Raw genomic sequence first — 22,675 nt, 5'->3', positions numbered from 1 at the left:
GTGTTTGTTTCAGGAGCTACGTAAACCTTTTGTAACCAAGGGACCATTGGGAGTAAAACAGGCGTTCGCAGAGATCCGCGACTGCTGTGTGAATCTTCCCTTCTGGAGCCCTTCATGATCGATCTTTATTACTGGACTACGCCAAACGGCCACAAAATCTCCCTGTTTCTTGAAGAAGCGGGCCTGGCGTACACGATTCACCCGGTCAATATCAGTAAAAACGAGCAGTTCGAACCCTCCTTCTTGAAGATCGCCCCAAACAACCGCATTCCGGCCATTGTCGACCACGATCCGGCCGATGGCGGTGAACCGCTGTCGCTGTTCGAATCCGGCGCAATTTTGTTGTATCTCGCGGAAAAAACCGGTCAGTTTTTGCCTAAAGACCTGCGTGGGCGGCAAGTAGCCTTGCAATGGCTGTTCTGGCAAATGGGTGGACTGGGGCCAATGGCCGGGCAAAACCATCATTTCAAGCGCCTGGCCGAGAAAATCCCTTATGCGCTCAAGCGCTACACCGACGAAACCGCTCGTCTGTACGGTGTGTTGAACAAGCAACTGGAAGGCCGTCAGTTTGTTGCGGGCGACGAATACAGCATTGCTGACATGGCGATTTACCCGTGGACCGTGTCACATGAGCTTCAAGGCCAAAACCTGGATGACTTCCCTGCGCTGAAAGTGTGGTTTGAGCGCATCAAAGCTCGCCCGGCGACCCAACGTGCGTACGCACTGGTAGACAAGATCAACCCGCCAAAATAGCCCCCTTATCTGCAGGTGCAGGCTTGCGTCGCGATTGTTTATAAAACCCAAAGATCGCGATGCAAACCAGCTCCAGCGAATAGCCCCGCACAGCGCCATAGATAGCACTTGCGCAGTGTCATCGGCCTCACTAACGTAGCGCCTTTCGATGACATTCCCCCCGCAGGAGCTTTGCCATGGCCTCGCCAGCCCTCACTCATTTTTTACCCCGGTTCGGCGTTGCCGCGGCGATGGTCAGCCTGCTGGGCTTGTCCGGTTGCCAACTTAACTCACTGTCCGGCGAGAGCCTGCTGCCGGCTTCCGGTATGCAGCCGCTAAAAGGTTTGGCGCAAAACGTCTCGGTGCGACGCAACAGCCAAGGCATCCCGCTGATCGAAAGCAGCAGTTTCCATGATGCGCTGTTCACCTTGGGCTATGTCCACGCCGGTGACCGGATCAGCCAGATGGTGCGCCTGCGCTTGCTGGCCCAAGGCCGCTTGGCCGAGCTGGACGGCCCCGATGCGCTGGACAGCGACCGTTTAATGCGCAGCATCAATCTGAAAAAAACCGCTGACGAGCTGTACAAAAGCTCCTCACCCCGCCTCAAAAAGTTCTTTGAGGTCTATGCCCGCGGCGTCAACGCGTATCTGTTCCGCTACCGCGACAAGCTCCCTGCCGACCTCGCCCAGGCGGGCTACAAAGCGGAGTACTGGAAACCCGAAGACTCGGCCCTGATTTTTAGCCTGTTGAACTTCTCGACCTCGGTCAACCTGCAAGAAGAGCTCAACACACTGGTACTGGCGCAAAAAGTCGGCGCCGGCCACCTCGCGTGGCTGACGCCGACCTACCCCAATGAACAACTGCCCACCGCTGAAGCCGAAAAACTCAACGGCTTGAATCTGGCCAGCCAGTTGCCGGGGTTAACCGGCGTCACTCAGGCGCTTGAGCGCGTAACCGCCCTCAATCTGCCGGGCGTCACGGCATCCAGCGATTGGGCCATCGGCCCACAACGCAGCCGCAGTGGCAAAAGCCTGCTGGCCAACGATATTCACCAGCCGATTGGCGTTCCCTCGGCCTGGAGCTACGTGCAGATTCGCGCGCCTAAATACCAGGCAGCGGGCGCCTCGATTGCGGGCTTGCCAACACTGCTGGCCGGTTTCAACGGTAAGGTTGCGTGGGGCATGAGCATGGCCATGGGCGACAACCAGGATGTGTTCCTGGAAAAACTCAAGCGCCAGGGCAACAGCCTGTATTACCTGGCCGACGGTAAATGGCTACCCGCCTCGGTGCGCAACGAAACCTTTTTCGTCAAAGGTCAGCGCCCGACTCGCGAAGTCATTTACGAAACACGCCACGGCCCACTGCTGAACAGTGTGGTTGGCACGACCACGGCGCTGAACAGCAGCCTGGGGCTGGCCCTACAAACTCCGGACTTCAAGGGCGACAAAACCCTGGATGCGTTCTTCGACCTGTCCCGTGCGCAAAACAGTGAAAGCGCGTCAGACGCCAGTCGTGAGATCCGTGCGATTGCGCTGAACCTGCTGTACGCCGATGCCAGCCATATCGGTTGGCAGGTCACCGGCCTGTACCCTAACCGCCGCGATGGCGTGGGCCTGTACCCGTCACCGGGCTGGGACAGCCGTTATGACTGGGACGGTTACGCTGACGCCATGCTCCACCCTTACGATCAAGACCCGGCGCAGGGCTGGTTGGGCACTGCAAACCAGCGCACGGCCGCTTACGGTTACGGCATGCAGCTGTCCAATTCGTGGTTGTCGCCTGAGCGCAGCGAGCGCCTGGCCCAATTGGCAGGCAACGGCAAACAGGATGCCCGCAGCATGATCGCCATGCAGTACGACCAGACCACCTTGTTTGCCGCCAAACTCAAGGCCATGTTCAGTGCACCGGGCATGGCCCAGCCGCTGAAACACGCCATCGCCGCCTTGCCTGCTGTCGATCAGGCCAAAGCCAATGAAGCCCTGAGCCGATTGATGGCCTTTGATGGCAAGCTCAGCCCGACCTCGGCTGATGCGGCGCTGTACGAGTTATTCTTGCAGGCAAGCACCCGGCAAATCTTCCTCGACAAACTGGGCCCGGAGTCCAGCGCCACCTGGAAGGCTTTTATTGGCAACAGTAACTTGTCGTACTCGGCCCTCAGCGATCACTTGCTGGGGCGTGAAGACAGCCCGTTCTGGGACGACACCCGCACCCCGCAAAAAGAAGACAAGCCGGCCATTCTGGCCCGTAGCCTGGCAGCCGCCATTACCACGGGCGACAGCCTGATGGGCAGCGACCACCGCGCATGGCAGTGGGGCAAACTGCACCACTACCTGTGGCGCAACAGCAATGGCCAGACCGTGCGCGGGCCCATTGCTGCGGGCGGCGATCACACCACACTGAACACGGCGGCCTACAGCATTGGCAGCGACAGCTTTGCAACCACCGTGATTCCAGCCATGCGCATGATCGTCGACTTCGGCCAAAGCGAACCGATGATGGGCCAGAACAGCACCGGGCAATCCAGCAACCCGGCGAGCCCGCATTACGCTGACGGCATTGATCCATGGCTGAAGGGGCAATACATGCGCTTCCCGATGCAGCCGCAGAACTTTGACAGCGCGTACGGCAAAACCCGCCTCACCTTGGTGCCCGGCAAGTAAGCCAGGCTTAGGGCTTTGTAGGAGCTGGCGCAGGCTGCGATCTTTTGATCGGTAAAGATCACAGCCTGCGGCAGTTCCTACCCTAGAAGCCAATCAGATCTTAGTGCCTGCGCACTGTTTTGGATCACGCCTTTTTCAGCGCTCTTTTGTAGCGCACATCCGCCGCTTTTTACTCCCTTCCCGGCTTTAAACGCCCCCTCAACCCCATGTGGTTCGGTTATTGCTTCGTCTATGACGTCGTTACGCTCCAGCAACCGGTTATTAGGGATTGAACAATGAAAAAAGCATTTCTGGCCCTTTCTGCACTGACTTTATGCATGGCTGCGGGTTCTGTTCTGGCCAAAGAGTACAAAGAGCTGCGCTTCGGCGTTGACCCGTCTTATGCACCCTTTGAATCCAAGGCCGCTGACGGCAGCCTGGTGGGTTTTGATATCGACTTGGGCAACGCCATTTGCGCCGAGCTGAAAGTGAAGTGCAAATGGGTCGAATCCGACTTCGACGGCATGGTGCCCGGGCTTAAAGCCAACAAATTCGACGGTGTTATCTCGTCGATGACCGTGACCCCCGCTCGCGAAAAAGTCATCGACTTCTCTAACGAGCTGTTCTCCGGCCCGACATCGCTGGTGTACAAAAAAGGCTCAGGGTTGAGCGCTGATACCGCCTCGCTCAAAGGCAAAACCGTGGGCTACGAACAAGGCACCATCCAGGAAGCTTACGCCAAAGCGGTGCTGGATAAAGCTGGAGTCAAAACTCAGGCCTATGCCAACCAGGACCAAGTCTATGCCGACCTGATTTCCGGCCGTCTCGACGCTTCGGTGCAAGACATGCTGCAGGCTGAACTGGGCTTTCTGAAATCGCCGCAAGGTGCCGGTTACGAAATCAGCGCAGCCATTGACGATCCTCTGCTGCCGTCCAAAACTGCGGTGGGTATCAAGAAAGGTAACCAAGCGCTACAAACCCTGCTGAACAAAGGTATCAAAGCGTTACACGACGATGGCACCTACACCAAAATCCAGCAAAAACACTTCGGCGACTTGAATCTGTACAGCGGCAAATAACGCGCTGGCACCCATGCGCGCATGGGTGCCTTTTTCAACGTCTTGGGTTCGACTGTCATGTTTGAAAACCTCGTGCAGAACCTTGGATTGTCTGCCCTCAGCTTGCAGGGGTTCGGCCCCCTGCTGCTGGAAGGCACCTGGATGACCATCAAGTTATCGGTCCTGTCGCTGGCCGTGAGCGTGTTGCTCGGCCTGCTTGGGGCCAGCGCCAAACTCTCCAGCCTGAGACTGTTGCGCCTGCCGGCCCAGCTCTATACCACGCTGATTCGCGGCGTACCGGACCTGGTACTGATGCTGCTGATTTTTTATAGCCTGCAAACCTGGCTGACCAGCCTGACAGATGCCATGGATTGGGATTACATCGAGATCAACCCGTTCAGCGCAGGCGTAATCACGCTGGGGTTTATCTATGGCGCGTATTTCACCGAGACCTTTCGGGGCGCGATCCTCTCGGTGCCCCGTGGCCAGGTCGAAGCCGCCACCGCCTACGGCCTGAAACGCTGGCAACGCTTTCGCTTTGTGGTATTTCCGCAAATGATGCGCTTCGCTCTGCCAGGCATTGGCAATAACTGGATGGTGATGCTCAAGGCCACAGCTCTGGTGTCGATCATTGGCTTGGCCGATCTGGTCAAGGCGGCCCAGGATGCGGGCAAAAGCACCTATGAACTGTTTTACTTTTTGGTGATTGCCGCACTGATCTATCTGGCAATCACCAGCGCCTCGAACGTGGTTTTGCGGCGACTGGAACGCCGTTATGCCGTGGGCTGCCGGGAGGCCGTACGATGATCGAGTTGTTGCAAGAGTACTGGCGGCCGTTTCTGTACAGCGACGGTAGCCAAATCACCGGGCTGGCCATGACGCTGTGGCTGTTGAGCGCCGCGCTGATCATCGGCTTTGTGCTGTCTATCCCGCTGTCTATCGCCAGGGTTTCATCCAGACGCTGGATCCGTTGGCCGGTGCAGTTCTACACGTATGTGTTTCGCGGAACACCGCTGTATATACAGCTGCTGATTTGCTACACCGGGATCTACAGCATCGCCGCCGTTCGCGCCCAACCGCTGCTCAATGAGTTTTTTCGCGATGCCATGAACTGCACAATTCTGGCCTTCGCCCTCAACACCTGCGCCTACACCACAGAAATTTTCGCCGGCGCCATTCGCAGCATGGCCCACGGCGAAATTGAAGCGGCCAAAGCCTACGGCCTGAGTGGCTGGAAGCTTTATGCCTACGTCATCATGCCCTCGGCCTTACGCCGTTCATTGCCGTTTTACAGCAATGAGGTGATCCTGATGCTGCATTCGACCACCGTGGCCTTTACCGCAACGATCCCTGATGTGTTGAAAGTCGCAAGGGACGCTAACTCAGCGACCTTTTTGACCTTCCAGTCGTTCGGCATCGCCGCCATCATCTATTTGTGCGTGACCTTTATTTTGGTCGGTTTGTTTCGACTGGCGGAACGCCGCTGGTTGGCTTTCCTCGGCCCTGCTCACTAGGACTCAACCATGGCGCAACATCAAACCCATCCTTTGCTGGCCCCCGTTCCAGGCACCGAGAGGCAGATTCACAGCTTCCACTACGGCCCGGCCAAGCCACAGGGCAAGATCTACATTCAAGCCTCACTGCATGCCGATGAACTGCCCGGCATGCTGGTGGCGTGGCATCTGAAAAAACACTTGGCCGAACTCGAAAGCGCTGGTCGCTTGCGCAGCGAAATCGTGGTGGTGCCCGTGGCCAACCCGATCGGGCTGGAACAAGTGGTCATGGACATCCCGCTGGGGCGTTATGAGCTGGAAAGCGGGCAGAACTTCAACCGCAACTTTCTGGACTTGAGCACGCAGATCGGTGATGAAATCGAAGGGCTGCTGACCCCCGACCCTGAGCAAAACCGGCAGATCATCCGCCAGCACCTGCGCAAGGCGCTGGCCGCACAGGTGCCGGCAACCCAGCTGCAATCTCAGCGTCTGACCCTGCAAACCCTGGCGTGCGATGCGGATGTGGTACTGGACCTGCACTGCGACTTTGAAGCCGTGCCTCACCTGTACACCACCCCTGACGCCTGGCCGCAGGTTGAGCCGTTGGCGCGCTACCTCGCAGCCCAGGCCAGCCTGCTGGCAACCGACTCGGGCGGCCTGTCGTTTGATGAGTGCTTCACCCTGCTGTGGTGGACCTTGCAGCAGCGGTTTGAGGGCAGCTTTGAGATTCCACAGGGCAGTTTCTCAGTGACTGTGGAGTTACGCGGCCAAGGTGACGTCAGTCACGCCCTCGCCGAGCAGGATTGCCAGGCGCTGATTGATTACCTGATTACGCTCGGCGCGATTGAAGGCCAAGCCAGCCGTTTGCCTGAGCTGCTGTACCCCGCTACCCCGCTGGCCGGTGTCGAGCCCGTTGCCTCAACGGCGGGGGGCGTGCTGGTGTTTCACGTCAAACCCGGTGACTACCTGAGTGCCGGTCAATTGGTAGCGGACGTTATCGACCCTGTCAGCGACCGGCTCACCCCGGTTTACACCACCCGCGAAGGCCTAGTTTACGCCCGCTCGGTAAGGCGCATGGCCACCGCGGGCATGGTGATAGCTCATGTCGCGGGGCGTGAAGCCTATCGCAGCGGCTACCTACTCTCTGCTTGAGGTGTGCATGTACAAACTCAGCGTCGACGGCTTGCACAAACGTTATGGCGACAACGAAGTGCTCAAGGGTGTGTCGCTCAAGGCGAAAACCGGGGACGTCATTTGCCTGATTGGCGCCAGCGGCTCGGGCAAGAGCACCTTTTTGCGCTGCATCAACTTTCTCGAAACACCCAACGATGGCGCCATCAGCCTTGATGGAAAGTTGATTCGCATGATCAGCGACAAAAACGGCATGCGGGTTGCTGACGATGCTGAGTTGCAACGCCTGCGTACCCGGCTGGCCATGGTGTTTCAGCACTTCAACCTGTGGAGCCACATGACGGTGCTGGAGAACATCACCCTGGCACCGCATCGGGTGCTGGGGGTCAGTAAAAAAGACGCCGAGGAGCGCGCAAGACGTTATCTGGATAAAGTCGGCTTGCCTTCCAGAGTGGCTGATCAATACCCGGCCTTCCTCTCCGGCGGCCAGCAGCAGCGTGTCGCCATTGCCAGGGCATTGGCGATGGAACCCGAAGTGATGCTGTTCGATGAGCCAACCTCGGCACTGGACCCGGAGCTGGTGGGTGAAGTCTTGAGGGTGATTCAGGGGCTGGCCGAAGAGGGCCGGACCATGATCATGGTCACCCACGAAATGAACTTCGCCCGCAAAGTGGCGAGTCAAGTGGTGTTCCTTCACCAGGGATTGATTGAGGAACAAGGTCCGCCAAGTGACGTACTGGACAACCCTCAAAGCGAGCGTTTGCGCCAGTTTTTGAGCGGCAACTTGAAGTAGCGCCTGTTCGTGTAGCTGCTGACAATGCAGCAGCTACAGACGGTTGATCACGCCACTGGGGCAGGCGGAGCTTCATCCGGCAGTGTGGGCACGCCAGGTTCGGTGGGTTGCGGGGTGTCTGGGTCAGGCTGGCCGGGAATGCCACCTGCATGCAACTGGGGATACGCGAGTAGCGACCAGGCCAATAATCCAACCTGATTGGGCTCAAGGTTTGCCAGTTTGGCGCGGATACTCGGATCGATCTTCATGGGGCACTCCTGAGCGATGTCCGGTTCGCTGAGGTGCGAAACCGGAATACAGTCAATAGAGTGCTTTTTCGCTCAGAAATTCCTGCTGTTCGTCAGGTACGTGGCAAAGTCACACCACGCTGGCCCTGGTACTTGCCGCCACGATCCTTGTACGACACTTCACATTCTTCATCGGATTCGAAGAACAGCATCTGCGCTACACCTTCGTTTGCATAGATTTTGGCAGGCAGTGTGGTGGTGTTCGAGAACTCCAGCGTCACGTGGCCTTCCCACTCTGGCTCAAGCGGCGTCACGTTAACGATGATGCCGCAACGCGCGTAGGTGCTTTTACCCAGGCAGATGGTCAGCACGTTGCGTGGAATACGGAAGTATTCAACGGTGCGCGCCAGGGCGAAGGAGTTGGGCGGGATGATGCAGACATCGCTGGTGACATCGACAAAGCTGCCTTCATCGAAGTTTTTCGGATCAACGGTGGCCGAATTGATGTTGGTGAACACCTTGAATTCATTGGCACAGCGCACGTCATAACCGTAGCTCGACACGCCGTAAGAAATCAGACGATCAGCCCCTTCGCCGCGCACCTGGCGCTCAACGAAAGGTTCGATCATGCCGTGCTCTTGCGCCATGCGGCGAATCCACTTGTCTGATTTGATGCTCATGGCGGGGGTGTCCTGAATAGCGAGGTGGAAAAATTCTGTTCGGCATCTTACCGGGGCCGGGGTTTCGGTTCAAAGGCTGGGGGGAAATTCTTGAAAATAGCTGTAGGCGCACTGAATACAGGCTGTACGGGCAACCATCAGTCACGTTTTTCGAGAAACCTTCGCAAAGACCCTTTGCACGTTCCGGAAAAAGGGGTAAGGTGGCGCCACTGTGCTGCTTGTGTCACTGAGAATCTCTACACGATATGTTGAATTTCGATCCAACCATCTCCAAGAATTTTTCCTGCTCTTTGCACTCAGTCTCGGCCAGGGCTCTTCCTGCGTCGCAGTTATCTTTGTTCAAGGAGTTACACCATGTCTAATCGCCAAACTGGTACCGTTAAGTGGTTCAACGATGAAAAAGGCTTCGGCTTCATCACTCCACAATCCGGTGACGACCTGTTTGTTCACTTCAAAGCAATCCAATCCGACGGCTTCAAGAGCCTGAAAGAAGGCCAACAGGTTTCTTTCATCGCTACTCGCGGTCAGAAAGGCATGCAAGCTGAGGAAGTTCAAGTTATCTAACTTGTACTGATCCAGTAAAAAACCCCGCCCTTAAAAGCGGGGTTTTTTTATGCCTGTCGTTTAAAGACCTTGTAGGAGCGAGCTTGCCTCGCGATCTTTTGATCTTTTAAAAAGATCGCGAGACAAGCTCGCTCCTACAGGGGTTTACGGGGTATCAGTCGTCGCTGGTGGTAATGGTCGGCATGGCCTGGGTGGCGGCTTCGCTCAGAACAATCCGCGCACCGACGTGACGGGCCAGCTCTTGGTAGATCAAGGCAATCGGGCTATTGGGGTCGGCAATCGCGGTCGGTTTGCCGTTATCGGCCTGCTCGCGGATTTCCATCGCCAGCGGCAACGAGGCCAGAACTTCCACACCGTATTGGGTCGCCAGTTTCTCGCCACCGCCTTCACCGAACAAATGCTCTGCGTGGCCACAGTTCGAGCAAATGTGCACAGCCATGTTCTCTACAACACCCAGCACCGGAATGTTCACCTTACGGAACATCTCGACACCCTTGCGTGCATCGAGCAAAGCCAGGTCTTGCGGGGTCGTCACAATCACAGAACCTGCCACCGGGACTTTCTGCGCCAGGGTCAGCTGGATATCGCCCGTGCCGGGCGGCATGTCGATCACCAGGTAATCGAGGTCATTCCAGGCGGTTTGGGTCACCAACTGCAACAAGGCGCCCGACACCATGGGGCCGCGCCAGACCATCGGCGTGTTGTCGTCAGTCAAAAACGCCATCGACATGACCTCAACGCCATGCGCCTCAATCGGCACAAACCATTTCTGATCACGAATTTTCGGGCGGGTACCCTCAGCGATACCGAACATCACGCCCTGGCTAGGGCCATAAATATCAGCATCTAAGATCCCCACTCGCGCTCCTTCACGCGCCAGCGCCAGCGCCAGGTTGGCTGCCGTGGTGGATTTACCCACGCCGCCTTTGCCCGAGGCAACGGCCACAATGTTTTTCACATTGGCCAGCCCCGGGATTTGCGCCTGCGCCTTGTGCGGGGCAATCACGCAATTGATCTCAACCTTGGCCGAGGACACGCCCTCCAGATTGCTGATGGCCATTTGCAGCATTTGCGCCCAGCCATTCTTGAACAGGCCGGCGGCATAACCCAGTTCGAGCTGAACATTGACATGCTCGCCCTGGACTTCAATGTGACGTACACACCCGGCGCTGACCGGATCCTGGTTCAAATATGGGTCGGTGTATTGGCGAAGGACGGCCTCCACCGCTGCGCGATTGACTGCGCTCATGGGCAACTCCCGAAAAAGGCTGAGTGAAACAGGTCGCTATCGTACCTGTAATAAATCACCTGGCGCAGGCTTTTGAACCGGTCAAAAACATCAGAAAGCATCAGATAGCCGCCCACGGGGTGAAATATATTGCCCGGCGCTTTATAGTGGCCGACCACCGTCTCATCAAGTAGCCGAGCCCCATGTCCGAGCCACGCAAGATCCTCGTCACCAGCGCCCTGCCCTATGCCAATGGTTCAATCCACCTTGGCCATATGCTTGAGTACATCCAGACCGATATGTGGGTGCGCTATCAAAAGCAACGCGGCAACCAATGCACGTATGTCTGCGCAGACGACGCCCACGGCTCGGCCATCATGTTGCGTGCCGAAAAAGAAGGCATCACACCTGAGCAACTGATCGCCAACGTGCAGGCCGAACACTGCGCCGACTTCTCCGAATTCCTCGTGGAGTTCGATAACTATCACTCGACTCACGCCGAAGAAAACCGTGAGCTGTCGAGTGCGATTTACATCAAGCTGCGCGAAGCCGGCCATATCGCTACGCGCTCGATTACTCAGTACTTCGACCCGGAAAAGAAAATGTTCCTGGCCGACCGCTTCATCAAGGGCACCTGCCCTAAATGCGGCACTGATGATCAGTACGGCGATAACTGCGAAAAATGCGGCGCAACTTACGCTCCGACGGACCTGAAAAATCCGAAGTCGGCGATTTCCGGTGCCACACCGGTTCTCAAGGATTCCCAGCACTTCTTCTTCAAGCTGCCCGACTTCGAAGCTATGCTCAAAAGCTGGACACGAAGCGGCGCGCTGCAAGATGCGGTCGCAAACAAAATCGCCGAATGGCTGGATAGCGGCCTGCAAGAGTGGGACATCTCCCGCGATGCGCCGTATTTCGGTTTCGAAATCCCGGGCGAGCCAGGCAAGTACTTCTACGTCTGGCTGGACGCGCCGATCGGCTACATGGCCAGCTTCAAGAACCTGTGCGAACGCCGCCCTGAACTGGACTTCGACGCGTACTGGAACAAAGACTCCAGCGCCGAGCTTTACCACTTCATCGGCAAGGACATCGTGAACTTCCACGCCCTGTTCTGGCCAGCCATGCTCGAAGGCGCAGGCTATCGCAAGCCTACCGCGATCAACGTTCACGGCTACTTGACCGTTAACGGCCAAAAAATGTCCAAGTCCCGTGGCACATTTATCAAGGCGCGCACCTACCTTGATCACCTGTCGCCGGAATACCTGCGCTACTACTACGCGGCCAAATTGGGCCGTGGCGTCGATGACCTGGACTTGAACCTCGAAGACTTCGTACAAAAGGTCAACTCTGACCTGATCGGCAAAGTGGTCAACATTGCCAGCCGTTGCGCAGGCTTCATCCACAAAGGCAATGCCGGTGTGATGGTTGAAGGCAACGCAGCGCCTGAGCTGACTGAAGCCTTCCTGGCTGCAGCACCAAGCATTGCCGATGCTTACGAAGCCCGTGACTTCGCGCGCGCCATGCGTGAAATCATGGCGCTGGCCGACCGTGCCAACGCCTGGATCGCCGAAAAGGCGCCTTGGGCCATGGCCAAGCAGGAAGGCAAGCAAGACGAAGTCCAGGCCGTGTGCGCCTTGGGCGTCAACTTGTTCCGCCAGTTGATCATCTTCCTCAAGCCGGTATTGCCGCAGTTGGCAGCCGATGCCGAAGCGTTCCTGAATGTGGCTCCTTTGACTTGGGACGACCACAGCACCTTGCTCGCCAACCATCAGCTGAATGCTTTCAAACCGCTGATGACGCGTATCGATCCGGCGCATGTGGAAGCTATGGTCAACGCGTCCAAGGAAGACCTGATCGCCAGCCAGACCGATACCGGTACTGCTGCGCCAAAAGGCAATGGCGAGCTGACCAAAGAGCCTTTGGCAGCCGAAATCGAGTTTGACGCGTTTGCCGCTGTCGACCTGCGCGTCGCCTTGATCCTCAAGGCCGAGGCTGTCGAAGGGGCTGACAAGCTGCTGCGTCTGACCCTGGATATCGGCGACGAACAGCGCAACGTGTTCTCGGGCATCAAAAGCGCCTACCCGAACCCGGCTGAGCTGGAAGGTCGCCTGACCATGATGATTGCCAACCTCAAACCCCGCAAAATGCGCTTTGGGGTTTCTGAAGGCATGGTCATGGCGGCGGGCCCTGGCGGTGAAGAAATTTACCTGCTGAGCCCGGACAGCGGCGCCAAGCCTGGTCAACGCATCAAGTAACACGCCCTCCTCATCCGCCAGCGGCCTGCACGTCGCTGGCGGATGTTCGTTGTAGCCTCCCCTCCCGCCATGTCGGATAATCAGCGCCGTTCGTTTAACCGCCTCGCACTCATTACTCACTGCGCAGGATGACTGTCGCCCGGGTGCGGCTCGCTGTCGCTGGACTGATCACACCATGAGCCTGATTCAACGTATTGACGCCTTATTACCGCAAACCCAATGCGGAAAATGCGGGCATCCTGGCTGCAAACCCTACGCAGAAGGTATCACCCAGGGCGAAGCCATCAACAAATGCCCCCCCGGCGGGACTGAAACCATCGCTGCGCTGGCCAACCTGCTGAGCATTCCCGTTATAGCACTCGACACGGAGCGAGGCGTGGCACTAGCCCAGGTGGCCTTCATTCGTGAAGCGGAATGCATTGGTTGCACCAAATGCATTCAAGCCTGCCCGGTGGACGCCATATTGGGCGCCGCCAAGCTCATGCACACGGTGATTGTCGATGAATGCACCGGCTGTGACCTGTGCGTTGCGCCCTGCCCTGTCGACTGCATCGAAATGCGACCGCTACCCGCCAATGTGATCCCCATCGTCGGCGGGCTTGCACAGGCGCAAGAGCAGCTCAATGCACGCACTGACAAGCGCAACCACGCCCGTAGCCGTTACGAGCGACGTGACGAACGTCTGCGACGCGATGAACAGCAACGTCAGGCAGAACGCCAGGCGCGGGCTCAACGAGCACCTGTGGCGCCTGCTGACGCCCTGGCGCTTGAGCCATCGCAGACAGAGCCCTCCTTGCTCAGCGATGCAGCGCTTAAAAAAGCCAAGGTCACCCTGGCCATGGCTCGGGCCCAACTGCATAAATCGCTCAAAGCCTTTGGTCACCCGCCGACGGCCCCACAGCAGGCACAACTGGTTGCCCTGCAAGCACAATTTGAGTCTGCCGAAAAAGCCCTGGCGCAACTGGAGGCCGCCCCGGTGATAGCGGTGCCTGCACCCAGCAGCGGGATTGCAGAACTCAAGCGGGCAAAAATTCAGTTGGCCATGCAGCGGGCGGCGCTTAAAAAGGCGCAGACGCAGGCACACACCAGGGCTGAGCTCGCACTTTTGAATGACGCCGTGCTACGGGCAGAACAGACACTCGACGCTTTAGCCCCAACCAAAAGCTGATAGCTTGCCGTCACGGGATACGTTTCTCTTCGATTAACGGACTGCTCTCCAGGAAAAGTTTTTACCCATGAATGCCGCAAAGCGCCTTGAAATCTTTCGTCGGTTTCACGAAGACAATCCAGAGCCAAAAACTGAACTGGCCTACACATCGCCTTTCGAACTGCTGATAGCAGTCATTCTGTCTGCGCAGGCCACTGACGTCAGCGTGAACAAGGCCATGGCAAAATTGTTCCCGGTCGCCAATACCCCAGAAGCCATCTACGCTTTGGGGGTGGAGGGGTTGTCGCAATACATCAAGACCATTGGCCTGTACAACAGCAAGGCCAAAAACGTGATTGAAACGTGCCGCTTGCTCATCGAGCGACATGCCAGTGAGATACCCCAAACGCGGGAGGCGCTTGAAGCACTGCCAGGCGTAGGACGAAAAACAGCCAATGTGGTGCTCAACACCGCTTTCAGGCAACTGACCATGGCCGTAGATACCCATATCTTCAGAGTCAGTAACCGAACCGGAATAGCGCCAGGCAAAAATGTGGTCGAGGTTGAACAGCAATTGATCAAATTCGTGCCTAAGCCGTACCTGCTCGATGCCCATCACTGGCTCATCTTGCATGGTCGCTACGTTTGCCAGGCACGCAAGCCACGCTGCGGAAGTTGCCGCATTGAAGACTTGTGCGACTTCAAGGAAAAAACCTCCGACGATTGAGCGATAGAGGTTTTATGGGCGGATCGATTGAGAAAAACTTTTTTACCCGTAAAGCGTTTATCGCTATAAGGGGCGCCATTGAATGTCTTAGCCTGGAGTGAACTGAATGAGCACTGGCAAAGAACAACTGGAAGTAGAGGATTTTCCAACGACCGACCCGGACGACGCTGAATTGACAGAGCGCCCAGTCGAAGTCGCTAAAACCAACTTGGCTAAACGCCGGACGATAGACGCCTTGCTGGCTGAAAAAAGACTCCAGAAAGAGCTCGAAGACTACCCCTACGACTTGTAATCGTTAGCGCTTAACACCAAAAACCTCCTGCCCGGAGGCTTTTGGTGTTAAGGGGGTTGTGGAGCAAACCGCTCCTCACCCCTGCCACTCACACCAAGCCATTTCGCTGTGCCAGCTCAATAAGATCAACCAGTGAGCGAGCATTGAGCTTGAGCAGTAGACGCGTTTTGTAGGTACTGACTGTTTTGTTGCTCAGAAACATGCCATCCGCTATTTCCTTATTACTCTTACCTCGCGCCAACTGCTGCAATACCATCATTTCTCGACCAGAGAGGCGGTTAACCATATCGGCCTCACTGGCATTCCCCAGGCTTGAGCGCACTGAATGCAACGCTTGGTTAGGAAAATAACTGTAACCGGAAAGCACAGCTTTGATGGCACTTAAAAGCTCGGTTAAATCCTGCTGCTTGCATACATAACCTGCCGCTCCGGCCTGCATGCAACGCATTGAAAAATGACCGGGAGCTTGCGAAGTCAGCACTAGCACCTTTATAGGAATCGCGGGTGTTGAAAGTCGCGCAATAACTTCAAGCCCGTCGAGTTTGGGAATACCAATATCCAGAATTACAATATCCGGCGCGTACTCACGCGCCATTTGCAAAGCATCCACTCCATTATCCGTCTCTGCGATAACTTCGTAGCCATGTCGTTCCATGAGCATACGCACAGCAAGACGAATTACAGGATGATCATCCACGATCAGCACTTTATTCATGGGTAATTCCAATTTTTTCGCTGTTCGAATTTTAGAGTCAGCACAATAGCCTAGTCACAACACCCTGGGCATAGTGCCCCCCCCCAAGCACCAACAACCAAAGACATTTCCTACGCACAATAAAGATTTGCCCTACGAATAAATCACTCATAAAAATCGCACTCCCACCCTCCTCCTCATTTAAGCGACACAGGAGAAAATCACACAGGCCGATCTTTAAATTAAGCGTTTAATTCTAATGACTATCGGCAACATCCTTGATCACGCTTAAAAAATACGTTGGCTTACATCCTGAATACCAAAAATTGGCCTGACCCTAACACTACCAAACCCTGGCGCTCACCCTCCTTTATTGCCAACTCATTCAAACAGCAACCGAGCCGATTTCCCTTCAAACGCAGCAGCTTCGCAGGTAAAGACCAAAAACAGCTGACACGATTTAAAACCGCCCGAACCCAAAAACACCATATTTAATCCTCTATTTAATTATTCATCCGCCCTATTTAACCGTACTCCAATAGAAAGACCGGCTCAACCCAGTCAAACAAAAACATCCCCCTTAAGCACCGGCGCATTTTCTACCTTGAACTCATATAGATAAACAGTACCTCCCCCCTTACTCCTTGAAAAACCAATCCAGTTAAAATCTACTCTTTTTTTAGAAAAAAATATTACCATTTCAAACTTAAAGAAGAGGACTACAAGGCATTCGGAAAGCCCTTAAAATACGATCGAAAAACATACCCCTCAGCCCTTTCAAACCGGCACCTCGATCCTGACTTAAAAGTAATCCAACGAAAAACTTAAATGTTACTTATTTCCTCCATACTACATCTCACATAAAAACTACCGACATCCCAGTTCTACTGGCGCAAATCACCTATTAACCCGGAGTTATCCTACAAAAAAGAAAACCAATTCCTCAACCAGGGGAGGTCCTATAGAAATAATAAATACAAAAGACTTTTGATTTGCAGTTTCATAAAGCCACGACTAAATTTAAGAAAACCGTTGTCGCAAACCCCTGATTCAAATTCGCACCTACAAGCTATTACTGCGAAAACTGTTAAAACCCGTTACAAAACGACATTAATACTTAACCACTTCTAATATCATCTACTCCAACCAGAATTTTTCCGCAGGCCACATCATGATAAAAAGCAAAATACGGGTAAACAACCCGCTCACTGTCATTGCTATTTTTTCAATGTTAACCGAAGCTTCCGCAGCGGTTTCATTACCGTATATCGACAGGGAAAATCAAAAAATATATGTTTGGTTCTTAATTGTTTTCCCTTCAATTCTGATCACATTGTTTTTTTTGACTCTTAATTTCAATAACAAAACCCTCTACACCCCCAGGGACTATCCCAAGGAGAACGCGCGCGCAACACCAGAACCGGCCGAGCCTGAGGGCCGTACCAAGCGCACAAAACCCGCTGAAGCCCCCGGCTCACCTGCATGCCAGACAGCGCCACTTCTCTCCAAACCGGGGATAAAATTCATTTCCTACAGCCCTAAAAACTTTATCTTTCTGCCACAAGGGCACAGGGACTACGACTCAAAATTAGAAAAGGCCACACATAAAACACTTAATTCAATCCATGAGGAACAACAATTAACGCAGGATGAAGAAGGCCCAAGCAGTCTGTATCTGATCGATTTCAGCCACCCTTCTTTAAGATTGAACAACGACCATACCTTGGGAGACATCCTGCAAACTTACTACGAAATGGCACATCCAAAAAAAGAGCGCCTGCATAAGAACGATATTTTACTCCTGCTAACCAGTAGCTCATTGACGACTCAGTGGAGTCACCAGCAGCGACTCGAGCTAGATACAAACATCTCTTCGCATTTAGGTGATGCCATGGTCATTACTTACAACACGCAAACCCGACAGCTCAATACATTAAGCTGACAAGTTGAATAGCCCGCCTTTAATGATGATTCGCAAGCATAAAAAAACCCGACCAATGGCCGGGTTTTTTTGGTACCGGGTGCAATTAGAACAACTTGCGACCCCGGTTAGCAGCAATACGCATACGCAAGGCATTCAACTTGATGAAGCCCGCAGCGTCGGCCTGATTGTAAGCGCCGCCATCTTCTTCGAACGTTGCGATATTGGCATCAAACAGCGAATCGTCAGACTTGCGACCGGTAACAATCACATTGCCTTTGTACAATTTCAGACGTACCACGCCGTTAACGTTCACCTGAGAAGCGTCGATCATTTGTTGCAACATCAAACGCTCAGGGCTCCACCAGTAGCCGGTGTAGATCAGGCTGGCGTACTTGGGCATCAACTCGTCTTTCAGGTGAGCGACTTCGCGGTCCAGAGTGATCGACTCAATGGCGCGGTGCGCACGCAACATGATGGTGCCGCCCGGGGTTTCGTAGCAACCGCGGGACTTCATGCCGACATAACGGTTCTCAACGATGTCGAGACGACCGATACCGTTTTCGCCACCGATGCGGTTCAGCGTGGCCAGAACGGTCGCAGGTGTCATTTCAACACCGTCCAGCGCAACGATATCGCCATTGCGGTAGGTCAGTTCCAGATAGGTCGGGGTATCCGGCGCGTTTTCTGGCGACTTGGTCCAACGCCACATGTCTTCTTCGTGCTCGGTCCAGGTGTCTTCCAGTACACCGCCCTCGTAAGAGATGTGCAGCAAGTTGGCATCCATCGAGTACGGGGATTTTTTCTTGCCGTGACGCTCGATAGGGATCGCGTGCTTTTCTGCGTAATCCATCAGTTTTTCACGCGACAGCAGATCCCACTCACGCCAAGGAGCAATCACTTTAACGCCCGGCTTCAGTGCGTAAGCACCCAGCTCGAAACGAACCTGATCGTTACCTTTGCCGGTTGCGCCGTGAGAAATAGCATCAGCACCGGTTTCGTTGGCGATTTCGATCAGACGCTTGGCGATCAGCGGACGCGCAATGGAGGTACCCAGCAGGTACTCACCTTCGTAAACAGTGTTGGCGCGGAACATTGGGAATACGAAATCGCGGACAAACTCTTCGCGCAGGTCGTCGATGTAGATTTCCTTGACGCCCATGGCTTGCGCCTTGGCACGTGCAGGCTCAACCTCTTCGCCCTGACCCAGGTCAGCGGTAAAGGTTACGACTTCACAGTTATAAGTATCCTGCAGCCACTTCAGGATCACCGAAGTGTCCAGGCCGCCCGAATAAGCCAGAACGACCTTGTTTACGTCCGCCATGCCATCACTCCACGGGTTGTTCGAAAAGCCGAACAGTCTACCGCCCACGGGGCTTAATTTACAGAGGGGCGACAGCTTAATACGACAAAGCGACAGTAACTTTCAGCAACACGACGCCAAAAAACCTCACGACAACGTCGCAGGATTGGTAATACCCACCGCTGGGGGCGGCTTGGGAGGCTCTGGCATGCGCTCCAGGCGCACACTGACACGGCGATTCTTCGCCCGATTAGCCACACTGGTATTGGGCACCAATGGGTATTGCTCGCCATGAAAACGCATCGTGATCTGTGATTCCTGCAGGCCGTTCTCCTGCAGGTAGTTCATGACCGCCAAAGCACGACGCCGGGACAGCTCGCGATTGGTCAACCGATTACCGGAATTATCCGAATAACCGTCCAGCATGACGTGGTTAACCGTAGGGTCGGCCTTCATGTACTCCAGCATGATCTGCAGATCCGCGCGGCCCTTGGCATCCAGTTCATTGCCGCTCCCCGGAAAACCGATCTGGCTCTGCCGGACTTGATCGAAATTCTTGGCCAGGAGCTTGGTGGTGCAGGCTTCATATTCGCCATAAGCCTGGCGAAATTTCACGGGCAGAAGGCGAACTTCCGACAAACCGCCCGTCGCCGAGTAATGCCTTATCAGCGGGCTGCGTCCTTCCAGCAATCCTCGAAACAATCGACCGGCCTGCGCCTGCGAGCTATTAAACAGCACGTTGCCGCGCCCGATACGCACGGTGCCAAGATCGATATCACCGCGCCCCGGCTGCCACGGCGCCGCTGCCGCCAACAACGTCGCCGAACCTTCGCCCAATACCGAGTTGGAGGCATTGAGACGGAAGACTGCCTGCTCTCCGGCGCGGCGCACAAAGACCCCGGCGCCAAAATCAGTGATCGGCTGGATCAGGCGGCACTCAAATTTATCACCTTCCACTTTCCACTCCACATTCTCCAGACGGGTCTGGAAAGTCAGGGCCATGGCAGGAACGCTGGCAAACAAGCTGAGCAGGATGAAATAACGCTGGCGCACTGAGGGCTCCGCAGATGGTTACTGGCAAAACACCGTTCACCGTTTTTACGACATACCTCGAATGTATCGGTTAACGCAGCTAAAACTTGATAGCGAGTGCCTGAGAGAGTGTTTTCCGGTAGCATTCGCATCAGTTTGACCCGCCTGGAATCCCCCCAATGTCTGACCGCCTGACCCTGCTGCGTCCCGACGACTGGCACATTCATCTTCGCGATGGTGCTGTGTTGCCTCACACTGTGGCGGATGTTGCGCGCACCTTTGGCCGCGCCATCATCATGCCTAACCTCGTACCTCCGGTGCGTAACGCAGCTGAAGCCGATGCCTATCGACAGCGCATTCTCGCTGCTCGCCCGGCTGGCAGCCGTTTCGAACCGCTGATGGTGCTCTACCTCACCGACCGAACACAGCCAGAAGACATTCGTACAGCCAAAGCCAGCGGCTATGTACACGCTGCCAAGCTGTATCCGGCTGGCGCAACAACCAACTCCGACTCGGGCGTGACCAGCATCGATGCGATCTTCCCGGTCCTGGAAACCATGGCCGAAGTGGGTATGCCTTTGCTGATCCATGGTGAAGTGACCCGCGCCGATATCGACGTGTTCGATCGCGAAAAGGTCTTCATCGAAGAGCATTTGCGTCGTGTTGTGGAGCGATTCCCGACGTTGAAAGTGGTGTTTGAACACATCACCACGTCGCACGCGGTCCAGTTCGTCAACGAGGCTTCGGCCAACGTAGGCGCAACCATTACCGCGCATCACCTGCTGTACAACCGCAACCACATGCTGGTTGGCGGTATTCGCCCGCACTTCTATTGCCTGCCGATCCTCAAGCGCAACACTCATCAGGAAGCCCTGCTGGATGCGGCCACCAGCGCCAGTGCGAAGTTTTTTCTGGGCACTGACTCGGCACCGCATGCCCAGCATGCCAAAGAAGCCGCCTGCGGTTGTGCCGGTTGCTATACCGCCTATGCTGCTATCGAGCTGTATGCCGAAGCGTTTGAACAGCGCAATGCGCTGGACAAGCTTGAGGCCTTTGCCAGCTTGAATGGTCCGCGCTTCTACGGCCTGGCACCGAGCACCGAACACATCACCCTGGTTCGCGAAGAGTGGACCGCCCCAAGCAGCCTGCCTTTCGGTGAGCTGAACGTAATCCCGCTGCGCGCCGGTGAAAAACTGCGCTGGCGCCTGCTGGAGGAAAACGCGTGAGCGACGACCATTTTGATGACGAGCACGAGGGCGGTCATGGCGGCGGTTCGCGCCATCCCATGGCCGAGCGTTTTCGCGGCTATCTGCCAGTCGTAATCGATGTTGAAACAGGCGGTTTCAATAGCGCTACTGACGCGCTGCTGGAAATCGCGGCGGTCACCATCGGCATGGACGAAAGAGGCTTTGTGTTCCCGGAACACACCTATTTCCACCGTGTGGAGCCTTTTGAAGGCGCCAACATCGAAGCCGCAGCCCTGGAGTTCACCGGCATCAAGCTGGACCATCCGCTGCGTATGGCGGTCAGTGAAGAAACAGCACTGACCGATATCTTCCGGGGTGTGCGCAAAGCGCTGAAGGCCAATGGTTGCAAACGCGCCATTCTGGTGGGGCACAACAGCAGCTTCGACCTGGGCTTTCTGAATGCGGCCGTGGCGCGTCTGGACATGAAACGTAACCCGTTTCACCCGTTCTCGAGCTTCGACACCGCAACCCTGGCGGGCCTGGCGTATGGCCAGACCGTCCTGGCCAAGGCCTGCCAGGCAGCCGACATCGACTTTGACGGACGTGAGGCGCACTCGGCGCGTTACGACACCGAAAAAACCGCTGAGCTGTTCTGTGGCATCGTCAACAGCTGGAAGCAAATGGGCGGCTGGAAAGACTTCAACGACTGATCACGTCGTTCAGGCTAACCACCGCGCATAAAAAAACCGGACCCAGGGTCCGGTTTTTTTATGCCGCCAAAAAGCTTACAGCTTGCCAGCATTCTCAGTCAGATAAGCCGCAACGCCTTCAGTCGAAGCGGTCATGCCTTTGTCGCCTTTCTTCCAGTTAGCCGGGCACACTTCGCCGTGCTCTTCGTGGAATTGCAGTGCATCAACCAGACGCAGCAGTTCGTCCATGTTGCGGCCCAGTGGCAGGTCGTTAACGATCTGGGAGCGAACAACGCCCTTGTCATCGATCAGGAATGCGCCGCGCAGTGCTACGCCGCCTTCAGTTTCAACGTCGTAGGCTTTGCAGATCGCGTGGTTGATGTCGGCAGCCATGGTGTATTTCACCTGGCCGATACCGCCATTGTTCACCGGGGTGTTGCGCCATGCGTTGTGAGTGAAATGGGAGTCGATAGAGACTGCAACCACTTCAACGTTACGCGCCTGGAACTCAGGAATACGGTGATCCAGAGCGATCAGTTCCGATGGGCAAACGAAGGTGAAGTCCAGTGGGTAGAAGAACACCAGGCCGTATTTGCCTTTGATAGCAGAGGACAGCGTGAAGCTATCAACGATTTCGCCATTGCCGAGTACGGCTGCGACGGTGAAGTCAGGGGCTTGTTTGCCTACGAGTACGCTCATTGGATATCTCCTGGGTGCGACGTGAAAAACGGGATCCGGCTGCAAAGCCCTTGAGAAACAACAAGCTTGCTACCCGATCACCGCGTAAAAAGAGCGGCATCATACACCGTTCGTCTGCACAACCTGAACAAACCCCCACCGCGCCCTAATCTACTTTGACAATCATTCTCGTTAACATTAAGAT

General features: G+C 55.5%; 22 protein-coding genes. 15 read left to right on the top strand and 7 right to left on the bottom strand.

What is annotated here, in order from left to right; all coding sequences use genetic code 11:
• Positions 1 to 114 precede the first annotated feature (114 nt).
• The 7 genes from ACJJU9_RS05305 to ACJJU9_RS05275 all read left to right on the top strand — a co-directional run bounded on the left by ACJJU9_RS05305 (position 115) and on the right by ACJJU9_RS05275 (position 7,846).
• Positions 115 to 753, top strand: a complete 639-nt coding sequence (locus tag ACJJU9_RS05305; RefSeq protein WP_407730207.1) for a glutathione binding-like protein — start codon at positions 115 to 117, stop codon at positions 751 to 753.
• A gap of 176 nt (positions 754 to 929) precedes the next feature.
• Positions 930 to 3,392, top strand: coding sequence for a penicillin acylase family protein (locus ACJJU9_RS05300; RefSeq protein ID WP_407730206.1), 2,463 nt, complete (start codon positions 930 to 932; stop codon positions 3,390 to 3,392).
• 275 nt (positions 3,393 to 3,667) lie between these two features.
• Positions 3,668 to 4,450: a transporter substrate-binding domain-containing protein gene (locus tag ACJJU9_RS05295; protein ID WP_048369436.1), complete on the top strand. Its 783-nt coding sequence runs from the start codon at positions 3,668 to 3,670 to the stop codon at positions 4,448 to 4,450.
• A 57-nt stretch (positions 4,451 to 4,507) separates the two neighbouring features.
• Positions 4,508 to 5,236 (top strand): ABC transporter permease, encoded by a 729-nt coding sequence (locus tag ACJJU9_RS05290; RefSeq protein WP_153327194.1) that lies wholly within the window; start codon positions 4,508 to 4,510, stop codon positions 5,234 to 5,236.
• Positions 5,233 to 5,943, top strand: a complete 711-nt coding sequence (locus ACJJU9_RS05285; RefSeq protein WP_048386493.1) for an ABC transporter permease — start codon at positions 5,233 to 5,235, stop codon at positions 5,941 to 5,943. The genes ACJJU9_RS05290 and ACJJU9_RS05285 overlap by 4 nt, the downstream gene beginning before the upstream one ends.
• Positions 5,944 to 5,952: 9 nt before the next feature.
• Positions 5,953 to 7,074 carry a succinylglutamate desuccinylase/aspartoacylase family protein gene (locus tag ACJJU9_RS05280; protein WP_407730205.1) on the top strand — a complete coding sequence of 374 codons (1,122 nt, stop codon included), beginning with the start codon at positions 5,953 to 5,955 and terminating at the stop codon, positions 7,072 to 7,074.
• A gap of 7 nt (positions 7,075 to 7,081) precedes the next feature.
• Entirely contained in the window at positions 7,082 to 7,846 is a 765-nt protein-coding gene (locus tag ACJJU9_RS05275; RefSeq protein ID WP_123751907.1) for an ABC transporter ATP-binding protein, read from the top strand.
• A 47-nt stretch (positions 7,847 to 7,893) separates the two neighbouring features.
• Here ACJJU9_RS05275 and ACJJU9_RS05270 read toward each other — a convergent pair whose 3' ends face one another.
• Positions 7,894 to 8,094: a hypothetical protein gene (locus tag ACJJU9_RS05270; protein ID WP_048369432.1), complete on the bottom strand. Its 201-nt coding sequence runs from the start codon at positions 8,092 to 8,094 to the stop codon at positions 7,894 to 7,896.
• 92 nt (positions 8,095 to 8,186) lie between these two features.
• A complete protein-coding gene (gene dcd / locus ACJJU9_RS05265) occupies positions 8,187 to 8,753 on the bottom strand; it encodes a dCTP deaminase (protein ID WP_019411020.1) in 567 nt (188 codons plus the stop codon).
• Positions 8,754 to 9,107: 354 nt separating this feature from the next.
• Here dcd and ACJJU9_RS05260 point away from each other — a divergent pair, with 354 nt between their 5' ends.
• Positions 9,108 to 9,317 carry a cold-shock protein gene (locus ACJJU9_RS05260; protein WP_002554837.1) on the top strand — a complete coding sequence of 70 codons (210 nt, stop codon included), beginning with the start codon at positions 9,108 to 9,110 and terminating at the stop codon, positions 9,315 to 9,317.
• Positions 9,318 to 9,471: 154 nt separating this feature from the next.
• Here the strand turns inward: ACJJU9_RS05260 and apbC are convergent, their stop codons facing one another.
• On the bottom strand, positions 9,472 to 10,566 hold the full coding sequence (gene apbC, locus ACJJU9_RS05255) for an iron-sulfur cluster carrier protein ApbC (protein WP_048386488.1): 1,095 nt from the start codon (positions 10,564 to 10,566) through the stop codon (positions 9,472 to 9,474).
• A 182-nt stretch (positions 10,567 to 10,748) separates the two neighbouring features.
• Here apbC and metG point away from each other — a divergent pair, with 182 nt between their 5' ends.
• The 4 genes from metG to ACJJU9_RS05235 all read left to right on the top strand — a co-directional run bounded on the left by metG (position 10,749) and on the right by ACJJU9_RS05235 (position 14,966).
• A complete protein-coding gene (gene metG, locus ACJJU9_RS05250; RefSeq protein ID WP_048386486.1) occupies positions 10,749 to 12,800 on the top strand; it encodes a methionine--tRNA ligase in 2,052 nt (683 codons plus the stop codon).
• A gap of 76 nt (positions 12,801 to 12,876) precedes the next feature.
• On the top strand, positions 12,877 to 13,968 hold the full coding sequence (rsxB, locus tag ACJJU9_RS05245; RefSeq protein WP_407730953.1) for an electron transport complex subunit RsxB: 1,092 nt from the start codon (positions 12,877 to 12,879) through the stop codon (positions 13,966 to 13,968).
• Between the two features lie 67 nt (positions 13,969 to 14,035).
• Positions 14,036 to 14,674, top strand: a complete 639-nt coding sequence (gene nth / locus ACJJU9_RS05240) for an endonuclease III (protein ID WP_153327201.1) — start codon at positions 14,036 to 14,038, stop codon at positions 14,672 to 14,674.
• 106 nt (positions 14,675 to 14,780) lie between these two features.
• A complete protein-coding gene (locus ACJJU9_RS05235) occupies positions 14,781 to 14,966 on the top strand; it encodes a PA3496 family putative envelope integrity protein (RefSeq protein ID WP_048369427.1) in 186 nt (61 codons plus the stop codon).
• 88 nt (positions 14,967 to 15,054) lie between these two features.
• On the opposite strand, the gene ACJJU9_RS05230 is transcribed toward ACJJU9_RS05235, so the two are convergent.
• Positions 15,055 to 15,681, bottom strand: coding sequence for a response regulator transcription factor (locus tag ACJJU9_RS05230; RefSeq protein WP_123751901.1), 627 nt, complete (start codon positions 15,679 to 15,681; stop codon positions 15,055 to 15,057).
• Between the two features lie 1,150 nt (positions 15,682 to 16,831).
• Here ACJJU9_RS05230 and ACJJU9_RS05225 point away from each other — a divergent pair.
• Complete coding sequence (locus ACJJU9_RS05225; RefSeq protein ID WP_407730204.1) at positions 16,832 to 17,602, top strand: hypothetical protein; 771 nt, start codon at positions 16,832 to 16,834, stop codon at positions 17,600 to 17,602.
• A gap of 85 nt (positions 17,603 to 17,687) precedes the next feature.
• Here ACJJU9_RS05225 and ACJJU9_RS05220 read toward each other — a convergent pair whose 3' ends face one another.
• Positions 17,688 to 18,905 carry an argininosuccinate synthase gene (locus tag ACJJU9_RS05220; RefSeq protein WP_048369425.1) on the bottom strand — a complete coding sequence of 406 codons (1,218 nt, stop codon included), beginning with the start codon at positions 18,903 to 18,905 and terminating at the stop codon, positions 17,688 to 17,690.
• A 126-nt stretch (positions 18,906 to 19,031) separates the two neighbouring features.
• A complete protein-coding gene (locus ACJJU9_RS05215; RefSeq protein ID WP_048386020.1) occupies positions 19,032 to 19,937 on the bottom strand; it encodes an OmpA family protein in 906 nt (301 codons plus the stop codon).
• Between the two features lie 158 nt (positions 19,938 to 20,095).
• On the opposite strand from ACJJU9_RS05215, the gene pyrC reads away from it, so the two are divergent.
• The gene (pyrC, locus tag ACJJU9_RS05210; RefSeq protein ID WP_048386019.1) at positions 20,096 to 21,142 is read left to right on the top strand and encodes a dihydroorotase; all 1,047 of its coding nucleotides are present in this window, start codon (positions 20,096 to 20,098) and stop codon (positions 21,140 to 21,142) included.
• Positions 21,139 to 21,813 (top strand): ribonuclease T, encoded by a 675-nt coding sequence (gene rnt / locus ACJJU9_RS05205; RefSeq protein WP_048369422.1) that lies wholly within the window; start codon positions 21,139 to 21,141, stop codon positions 21,811 to 21,813. Before pyrC ends, rnt begins: the two co-directional genes overlap by 4 nt.
• Before the next feature lie 75 nt (positions 21,814 to 21,888).
• Here rnt and ACJJU9_RS05200 read toward each other — a convergent pair whose 3' ends face one another.
• Complete coding sequence (locus ACJJU9_RS05200) at positions 21,889 to 22,491, bottom strand: peroxiredoxin (protein ID WP_048369421.1); 603 nt, start codon at positions 22,489 to 22,491, stop codon at positions 21,889 to 21,891.
• Positions 22,492 to 22,675 lie beyond the last annotated feature (184 nt).

The sequence above is a fragment of the Pseudomonas helleri genome (genome assembly GCF_045830615.1).
Lineage (GTDB): Bacteria > Pseudomonadota > Gammaproteobacteria > Pseudomonadales > Pseudomonadaceae > Aquipseudomonas > Aquipseudomonas helleri.
The sequence above is the reverse complement of the archived record's forward strand: the minus strand, read 5'-3'. Positions and strand labels throughout refer to the sequence as shown.

Bases quoted from the DNA above. Each gene is read 5' to 3' on its own strand.
- ACJJU9_RS05290 (WP_153327194.1), top strand. From the start codon at position 4,508: ATGTTTGAAAACCTCGTGCAGAACCTTGGATTGTCTGCCCTCAGCTTG.
- ACJJU9_RS05200 (WP_048369421.1), bottom strand. From the start codon at position 22,491: ATGAGCGTACTCGTAGGCAAACAAGCCCCTGACTTCACCGTCGCAGCC.
- apbC (WP_048386488.1), bottom strand. From the start codon at position 10,566: ATGAGCGCAGTCAATCGCGCAGCGGTGGAGGCCGTCCTTCGCCAATAC.
- ACJJU9_RS05220 (WP_048369425.1), bottom strand. From the start codon at position 18,905: ATGGCGGACGTAAACAAGGTCGTTCTGGCTTATTCGGGCGGCCTGGAC.
- ACJJU9_RS05305 (WP_407730207.1), top strand. From the start codon at position 115: ATGATCGATCTTTATTACTGGACTACGCCAAACGGCCACAAAATCTCC.
- dcd (WP_019411020.1), bottom strand. From the start codon at position 8,753: ATGAGCATCAAATCAGACAAGTGGATTCGCCGCATGGCGCAAGAGCAC.
- ACJJU9_RS05235 (WP_048369427.1), top strand. From the start codon at position 14,781: ATGAGCACTGGCAAAGAACAACTGGAAGTAGAGGATTTTCCAACGACC.
- pyrC (WP_048386019.1), top strand. From the start codon at position 20,096: ATGTCTGACCGCCTGACCCTGCTGCGTCCCGACGACTGGCACATTCAT.
- ACJJU9_RS05280 (WP_407730205.1), top strand. From the start codon at position 5,953: ATGGCGCAACATCAAACCCATCCTTTGCTGGCCCCCGTTCCAGGCACC.
- nth (WP_153327201.1), top strand. From the start codon at position 14,036: ATGAATGCCGCAAAGCGCCTTGAAATCTTTCGTCGGTTTCACGAAGAC.
- ACJJU9_RS05285 (WP_048386493.1), top strand. From the start codon at position 5,233: ATGATCGAGTTGTTGCAAGAGTACTGGCGGCCGTTTCTGTACAGCGAC.
- ACJJU9_RS05295 (WP_048369436.1), top strand. From the start codon at position 3,668: ATGAAAAAAGCATTTCTGGCCCTTTCTGCACTGACTTTATGCATGGCT.
- metG (WP_048386486.1), top strand. From the start codon at position 10,749: ATGTCCGAGCCACGCAAGATCCTCGTCACCAGCGCCCTGCCCTATGCC.
- ACJJU9_RS05300 (WP_407730206.1), top strand. From the start codon at position 930: ATGGCCTCGCCAGCCCTCACTCATTTTTTACCCCGGTTCGGCGTTGCC.
- ACJJU9_RS05260 (WP_002554837.1), top strand. From the start codon at position 9,108: ATGTCTAATCGCCAAACTGGTACCGTTAAGTGGTTCAACGATGAAAAA.
- ACJJU9_RS05275 (WP_123751907.1), top strand. From the start codon at position 7,082: ATGTACAAACTCAGCGTCGACGGCTTGCACAAACGTTATGGCGACAAC.
- ACJJU9_RS05270 (WP_048369432.1), bottom strand. From the start codon at position 8,094: ATGAAGATCGATCCGAGTATCCGCGCCAAACTGGCAAACCTTGAGCCC.
- ACJJU9_RS05230 (WP_123751901.1), bottom strand. From the start codon at position 15,681: ATGAATAAAGTGCTGATCGTGGATGATCATCCTGTAATTCGTCTTGCT.
- ACJJU9_RS05225 (WP_407730204.1), top strand. From the start codon at position 16,832: ATGATAAAAAGCAAAATACGGGTAAACAACCCGCTCACTGTCATTGCT.